The organism is Kribbella sp. NPDC026596 (assembly GCF_040638415.1).
In the GTDB taxonomy this organism is placed as follows: domain Bacteria; phylum Actinomycetota; class Actinomycetes; order Propionibacteriales; family Kribbellaceae; genus Kribbella.
Genome location: NZ_JBEZYF010000137.1, coordinates 1 through 6,635 on the forward strand (window position 1 = coordinate 1; position 6,635 = coordinate 6,635).

The window sequence follows — 6,635 nt, forward strand, 5'->3', positions numbered from 1 at the left end:
GCTACGCAAGTAGCTGACCGCGACGCGCTGGGGTCAGCAGCTAGTGACCCTTGGTGCGGAGTCCCCACCCGAAGGGGTACAGCGGGTGGTAATTCGCGTCGCCGACGTTGATCGGCTCCTGGTCGGCACTGCGCGGCCAGCTGTGGGAGAGCTTGCCCGTGAAGGGGCGCTTCCCGAACAGCACATCGGCTACGCCTTCGCCTTGTGAGCCAGGCAGCCAGGACGCGACCAGGGCGTCGATCGTGCCGAGCTGCGCCGGCGGGATGACCTGTGGGCGGCCGGAGACGACCAGCACCGCACACTTCGCGATCGCCCCACACACCTTGTCCACGACCGCGCTGTCCACCGGTTGCAGATCCAGGCTCTTCGGTTCACGTGGCACTCCGGCGTCCTCAGGATCGAAGGCCCACTGTGGACCACCGACGTCGCCGAAGCCCTCCGAATAAGGAGTTTCGCCGACGACCACGACAGCCACATCACTACCCGCCGTCGGTGCCGAACCGTCCTTGCTATAGGTCACCTGTGCCTGAGGAGCAACCTGCCGGATGCCGTCGAGGATCGTATTGCCGGGTATCCGGTGCTGCCCCGACGCCCCCTGCCAGCTGAGAGTCCAGCCACCCGCCTGGTTCCCCATGTCGTCGGCGTTGCGGCCGGCGACGTACACCTTGGCGTTCTTCTTCAACGGCAGCAGGCCGCCGGAGTTCTTCAGCAGCACCTGTGACTCGGCGACGGCCTGCCGCGCGAGCGCACGGTGCTGTGCCGAGCCGACGTCGGCGAGATGCTTACGGTCCGTGTAGGGCTTCTCGAACAGACCGAGCTCGAACTTCTTGGTCAGGATCCGCCGTACGGCGTCGTCGATCCGCGCCTGCGACACTCGGCCGGCCCGTACCTCGTCGAGCAGCGTGGTTTCGAAGGACTGGTACGCGTTCGGCTCCATGAACATGTCGATACCGGCGTTGACCCCGGTCCGGACCTGTGCCGCCCAGTCACCCGGGAGCTGGTGGATCCCCTCCCAGTCGGAGATGACGAAACCGTCGAACCCGAGCTTGCCCTTCAGGACGTCGGTGATGAGCTCGCGGTTGGCGTGCATCTTGATCGGGTTGCCGACACCGTCCTCGGTCCAGTCGATGCTGGAGAACGACGGCATCACGGTGCCGGCGTCGTACGTGCGTACGGCGGGAACGTACGGAGCGAGGTCGAACCGGGCGAAGTCCCGGCGGTTCGTCACCGTGATGCCCTGGTCGATCGTGTAATCACCGGCCGCTGATCCGAACTCGGTGTCACCGTCACCCGCGTAGTGCTTGGCGCTGGCGAGGACCCGATCCGGGTCGGCGAGGTTCGTGCCCTGGAATCCTTCGATCGCGGCCGCGAACCGGCTCACCAGCCAGGGGCTCTCCGAGAAGCTCTCGTACGTGCGACCCCACCGGGTGTCACGAGCGACGCAGACACACGGCGCGAACGCCCACTGCGGTCCGGTGGCCCGGGTCTCCTCGGCCACCACGTGCTCGATCCGCTGCACCAGCTGGGGATCCCAGCTCGACCCGAGTCCGATGTTGTGCGGGAAGACCGTCGCACCAAGCAGGTTTCCGTGGCCGTGCACGGAGTCGACGCCGTACAGGATCGGGATCTGCAGGCGGGTCTGCAAGGCGGCAGCCTGGAACCTGTCGACCATGTCCGCCCAGGCTTGCGGCGTGTTGGGGGTCGGCACCGAGCCACCGCCGGACAGTACTGAGCCGAGCCGCCAGGTGGTGACCAGCGTCGCGTCGTTCGTGACGGCGCCACGCTCGGCCTGGGTCATCTGACCGACCTTCTCCTCCAGCGTCATCCGGCGCAGCAGGTCCTCGACCCGCGTCCGGACCGGAAGTCTGGCGTTCAGGTAGGCCTGCCCGCTGTTGTGGATCAGCGTGCGGCCCGAGGCATCGACGGAGTACGGCGTCCGGTCGGGGGCGGCGTCCGAGGATGGGACGGAGACCAGTGCCAGCACCAGGACGGCGGCAACGAACGCGGCCCAGGTGCGATGAGATGAAGTACTCAAACGCATGACGTTCTCCTTGGGCGAGAAAGGAGTGGAGCGCTCTCTTCGTCACCCTCCGGCGATCATCCGGTCACGTCAAGGATTCGCCGTACTTCATGCGCTGAACGGCAGGGACCAGCGCAATGTCTATTTGCGGGCGATGTAGTAGGCATTGAAGGCATCGGCCTCGACGTGGGCGACGTCGACGGATGAGAAGCCGGCGTCGGCCAGCATCTGCCGAGCCTTCTGCTCGCCCCACACCGTTCCGAGCCCGTCGCCGTCGAGGGACAGCGACACGGTCATGCAATGCATGGTCGAGACGCCGTACAGGAACGTGGCGAACGGGTGGTCCACGTTGTCCTCCAAATTGCTGGAGGCCTGGATATCGACCATCAGGAAGACGCCGCCCGGTCGCAGCGACGCCGCGATTCCGGCCAGGACCTGCGCGGGGTGCGCCTGATCGTGGATCGCGTCGAAGGCGGTGACGAAGTCGAACCGCTCGGTCTCCGCCAGTTCGGCGGCATCACGTACGACGAACTCCGCGTGCTCCAGTCCCAACGCGGCGGCCTCGGCCCGGCCTGCGGCGATCCCTTCGGTGGAGAAGTCGTAGCCGACGCACCGACTGCGCGGGTAGGCAGCGGCGATCAGGTTGATGGCATGCCCACTACCGCAGCCGATGTCGGCCACATCAATGCCGTCCTGCAGCCGGGCAGGCAACCCGGGCACGAGCGGCAGGATCGCAGAGAGCAGCGCCGAATCGAAGACAGCACCGCTGTCCTCGGCCATCAGGCGATGGAACTCGGTGTACGCCGAGTACGGAACGCCACCGCCCCGACGGAAGCACTCCACGAGCGATGATTCGACGCCGGCCAGCAGCACCAGGAACTGGGTCGCCGCTGCCAGGTTGTCCGGACCGCCCGCGCGCGTCAGGAAGGCGGCATGCTCCGGCGGCAGTCGGTACGTGCGGTCCTGAGCGTCGTACTCGACGACACCTGCGACGGTCATGCCACCGAGCCACTCACGGACGTACCGCTCCTGCAGGCCGGCCGCACCGGCGATCTCGTGGCTGGTGGACGGCGGCAACTCCGCGAGCACGTCGAACAGGCCGACTTGATGGCCGATGCTCATCATCAGCGCGAGGGTGCCGTGGTTGAGTACCTCGCCCATCTGCCGGCCGAAGGTCTCGAGGCGGGCCGGGTCCAGCAATGTCTCGCTCATGGTGATCTCCCAACTGTCTGCTGCAGCATCGCGCCGGGAGATCGGGCCACGCATCGGTGAACTCGCCTATTCGCTCACCTGGGTGAGGTAGGCGGCCGCCTCCGTCCGGTTCCGTACGCCGAGTTTGGACAGGATGCTGGCCACGTGGTGCTCGACAGTCCGGCGACTGATGTAGAGGCGGGTCGCGATCTCCGGATTGGGCAAGCCTTCGGCCAGCGCCGCGAGTACGTCGTGCTCCCGCTTCGTCAGCAGGCCAAGGCCTCTGGGACCGAGACGAGCCGCGGTCGCACCAGCCGACCGCAACCAGGAAGCGGCTGCGTCCGCGTCAGCAACTGCTCCCAGATCCTCGAAGGTTGCGAGAGCGATCCGCGCCTCCGCAACGGCAGGAGCGGGGTCGTCAGCAGCCATGGCATCCGCCAGCAGCATCCGAGTACGCGCAACCTCCAGTGGCATCTCCAACAGGCCGAACCAGGACTGCGCCGCCGATAGCCGAGCCACCGCCTCACGTGACTTCCCCTGAGCCAGCAGAGCCCGTCCACAGAGACGGGCCGCGCGTGCTGCGATCAGACCGCTGTCGGTCGCCGTACCGAGTGCAGACAGGTGCTCAGCCTCCGCAGCAGCGCCCGGGATGTCACCGGCTGCCAGACAGGCGGCGCCAAGCACTTCACGCAGGCGCGCCTCGTCCAGAGGAGTTGTCCGCCCGAGCTGACGTCGTACGAACGACACCGCCGTCGCCGCCTCCCCCGCGGCCAGGTACGACGCTGCCAGGACGGGCTGGACGACGGTGTGGTTCTCGAACCCGGCGAGCAGCCGACGTGCCTCGCCAACCCGGCCCTGCCCCAGCCGAAGATCGGCCAAGAACGCTGCCGCCTCGGCCTGGACCGCGGGCATCGCGTCACGCGCCAGCTCGGTCGCGGCGGTCAGTTCGTTCTCGGCTCGCGGCCAATCGCCAGTGGAGACGAGTACGGCGCCGTACGACGCTCGGCAGGTCGCGTGGAGGTACGGACACCCGTAGCGCGCAATGAAGCTGTCCAGCGATCTCGTCCACTGCACAACGCGAAGGAAGTCGCCGCCACGCACGCACGACCGCATCAGCAGACAGCTGGTGAAGACCACGGTGTCGGGTCGTGCGCCTTCACCACCCAGCGCGCCGGCCAGTGCCTCGTCCAGCAAGGCCATGCCCTCGAGGACCTGGCCCAGGTCGATCAGCGCCGAGCCCCAGAGGCTGAGCGCACACAACTCGAGATCGCGATCGCCGGCCCGCGCGGCGACGTCGTACGCCGCCTCCGACCTGGCCGCAACCCGCCCAGGACCGTCTGCCGAATCAGCACGGGCCAACGACGCCCACGCAGTCACTACTGGATCGCCGACTTCGGCTGCAACCCGGACAGCTCGCGCGCCCCAGCCTTGGGCCGCAGCGCGGTCGCCGAAGTTGGCGTCGTACAGAATGCTCAGACCCAAGGCCAGGAAGACCGCCTGAGCGGGTTCGGTCCGGCGGGAGAGCGCGTAGGCCCTTTCCCAGCAGGAGAAGGCGGCTCGCGCGTCCCCGAGCCACCACTGCGCGTCGCCGAGGCCAGCCAGACCCGCAGCGGTCGCCTCGAGGTCAACCGCCGCGCTAAACGCGGCCCGCGCCGCGGTCCAGTCCCCGTCGCCGAGTGACTTCTGCCCGGTCGCGAGGAGATCGTCGACCCCCTCCACAGTGTTGACGGTAGACGCGCTGCGGCCCCCGGGGGAAGTGGGAATTATGCCTCCCGCTCACGGGGCAGATCGGCCATTCACGCCGATCTGCCGCGTGACCTGCGCTTTCGCTGATCACCAATGACCACCACTGCTCGCCACTTCTCAACACCCCACGGAGCAGTGACGGAGCAGACGGCTCGCTTCGGAGGCGGCGCTGTTCAGTCTCGTGATCAACCGACAGTGCCTGGTCGCCCGGACATCGACGGACCACCATCGACCATTGTCGCGTCGTTCTTGGCATGTTTCTTCCCCGACTTCACACCGTTCCCCGCCAGGCTCAAGCCCTAGCCAGGCGAGTTACCGGTAGGCCGGACGATTCATTCGACATTCGGTGGAATATCCAGGGGTTCGAGTTGAGTCCCCGATAGTGGTGTAGCGCGGTCGCCGGGTTCGTCGACGAGTTGGTCGTGGACGCGGACGCGGCCATGCTGACCACAGCCCTAACGCCACACATCGGCCACCACGCAGCCGCCGAGATCACCCAGGAAGCGCTGGCCACCGCAGATCCGGTCGATGTTGTCGCCGCCCGGCACGGCATCCCGCGGGACCAGTTCTGGGAATGGTGCGACCCCAAGGCCATGACGGGCGCTGACGATCAACCTCCATGGAGAACCACCAATGCATGCCGCACCGCCGGGGAAGACGATGCGTAGCCGGTAGTTGCTGTTGACATTGCTGGATGGTCGGCTCGTTCGTGGTAACCGGAGTGTAGGCGCGGTTCAGGTACTGAATGCAGACCTGGCTACGGCTTTCGGGCGACACCGCCGTAGGCGGAGATCGGTCGCGCTTCGCTCAGGTCCTGGTCGTCTTCGTCTGCCCACCACTGCGTGATCGATACGAAGCCAGGTGACACCATCTCCAGTCCGTCGAACACTGCGCGGATCTCCTCCCGCGGCCGGGGCACGTAGGGAACACCACCGGTCTTGGCGTAGTTCTCGCAAAGCGTTACGTATGCCTGGCTGTCGGTGGTGCCATCCCACAAGGTGAGGTAGCTCCCCGAAGGGACGGCATCCATCACCGTGGAAACGATGCGGCGCATGTCATCGTAGGTGTGAGCGTGGCCGAGCACGCCCATGAACATGACGCCGATCGGCTGATTGAAGTTCAGCACGTTCTTGGCCTCGGCAACGATCTGCTCGGGCTCGTGGTAGTCACAGTTGATGTAGGTGGTCACTCCCTCGGGCGTGGTGTTGGTCAACAATGCGCGGGCGTGCGCAAGGACCATCGGGTCATTGTCGACGTAGACGATCTTCGAGTCAGCTGCCACGCTCTGAGCGACTTCATGGGTGTTCTGCATCGTTGGCAGGCCAGTTCCGATGTCGAGGAACTGGTGCACGCCGGCCTCGGAAGCCAGGTGGCGCACAGATCGCACCAGGAACTGCCGAGATTGCACAGCCATCGTCACAATGTCCGGATCGACTTCCGCTCCCGCGTCGCCCGCGACACGGTCGACATCGAAGTGGTCCTTGCCCCCCATCCAGTAATTCCAGATCCGTGCCGAGTGTGGAATGTCCGTTCGGATCAGGGGGCTGATGTCGTCAGGCATAAGCGCGAGCTCCTCGGTCATGAAGGCGTACCACACCAGGCTGCGGAACGCAGTAGGCATCACACAAAGCGTCTGCCGGGTCGGCAGTCTGTGTCACTACAAGATACTCGGCGACCG

The 6,635-nt window shown here is 66.4% G+C and carries 5 protein-coding genes; 1 reads left to right on the forward strand and 4 read right to left on the reverse strand.

The window, feature by feature from the left end:
- Nucleotides 1–40: 40 nt before the first annotated feature.
- The 3 genes from AB0E63_RS45950 to AB0E63_RS45960 form a co-directional block, all read right to left on the reverse strand.
- On the reverse strand, nt 41–2,041 hold the full coding sequence (locus AB0E63_RS45950) for a glycoside hydrolase family 3 protein (protein ID WP_360381087.1): 2,001 nt from the start codon (nt 2,039–2,041) through the stop codon (nt 41–43).
- A gap of 120 nt (nt 2,042–2,161) precedes the next feature.
- Entirely contained in the window at nt 2,162–3,232 is a 1,071-nt protein-coding gene (locus AB0E63_RS45955; RefSeq protein WP_360381089.1) for a methyltransferase domain-containing protein, read from the reverse strand.
- 66 nt (nt 3,233–3,298) lie between these two features.
- On the reverse strand, nt 3,299–4,930 hold the full coding sequence (locus AB0E63_RS45960; protein WP_360381092.1) for a LuxR C-terminal-related transcriptional regulator: 1,632 nt from the start codon (nt 4,928–4,930) through the stop codon (nt 3,299–3,301).
- Nucleotides 4,931–5,379: 449 nt separating this feature from the next.
- Between AB0E63_RS45960 and AB0E63_RS45965 the strand changes: the two genes are divergently transcribed.
- A complete protein-coding gene (locus tag AB0E63_RS45965) occupies nt 5,380–5,625 on the forward strand; it encodes a hypothetical protein (RefSeq protein WP_360381095.1) in 246 nt (81 codons plus the stop codon).
- An 89-nt stretch (nt 5,626–5,714) separates the two neighbouring features.
- Here the strand turns inward: AB0E63_RS45965 and AB0E63_RS45970 are convergent, their stop codons facing one another.
- The gene (locus AB0E63_RS45970) at nt 5,715–6,578 is read right to left on the reverse strand and encodes an SAM-dependent methyltransferase (RefSeq protein WP_360381098.1); all 864 of its coding nucleotides are present in this window, start codon (nt 6,576–6,578) and stop codon (nt 5,715–5,717) included.
- Nucleotides 6,579–6,635: the final 57 nt, after the last annotated feature.